Origin of the sequence: Halomonas sp. 25-S5, assembly GCF_029889845.1 — a bacterium.
In the GTDB taxonomy this organism is placed as follows: Bacteria; Pseudomonadota; Gammaproteobacteria; order Pseudomonadales; family Halomonadaceae; genus Halomonas.
The window spans coordinates 1-683 of sequence record NZ_JARANV010000085.1; the positions used below are offsets into that span (position 1 = coordinate 1).

The window sequence follows — 683 nt, forward strand, 5'->3', positions numbered from 1 at the left end:
TGTGACATGTCGCAGACGACCTCGACCACGTTGTCCGGATCGCCGCCATGAGCCGCCAGGAAGGCACTGAAGGCCTTGATGGTGTCCTTGCCGTGGCCGGGGACGGCGAAGATCACCGGCTCCTGCTTGCGCTGCATATCGAGGAACACCGTCACGTAACGCTGGCCGCGCCGAGAGGCGGTCTCGTCGACGCCGACGGTGGCCACGTTGCTCAGATCCAGTTCCCCCAGCATCCGGCCGACGTAGTGGTGCACGATGCGCCACAGCCGCTTGTCGGAGATCTCCAGCTGCCGGGAGACGGCCAGTACCGGCATCTCCTTGACCAACGACATGGCGGCTTGCTCGAACAGCAGGGTGAAGTCGCTGCCTGGCCGGGCCCAGGGCACCTCGATGCGCTTGACGCCATGCTCAGGGCACTTGGTGCGAGGCACGCGGGCGTGCAGGTAGCAGTGATGTTGGAAGAAGTTCAGGTGTCGCCAAGTCTTGTCGGCAAAGTCGTGAGCCGGGCAGGCCTTGCCGCACTCAGGACAGGGGTAGAGGCTGCCTCGCTCGGCCTCGACGTAGAGGTCCAACCGGTGGGGCGACACGGCGGTATCCAGGTGCTGGTCCTTGAGGATCCAGGGCGCTTCCAGGCCCAGGCCGAGGGTCAGAATCTGGGTGCCGTCCATGTCATGCCTCCTGTC

1 protein-coding gene is annotated in these 683 nt (G+C 65.2%); it reads right to left on the bottom strand.

Going from position 1 to position 683, the window contains the following annotated elements; all coding sequences use genetic code 11:
* On the bottom strand, positions 1-668 hold a 668-nt coding region (locus tag OP498_RS18480; protein WP_280554817.1), incomplete at its 3' end, for a helix-turn-helix domain-containing protein.
* Between the last annotated feature and the right edge of the window lie 15 nt (positions 669-683).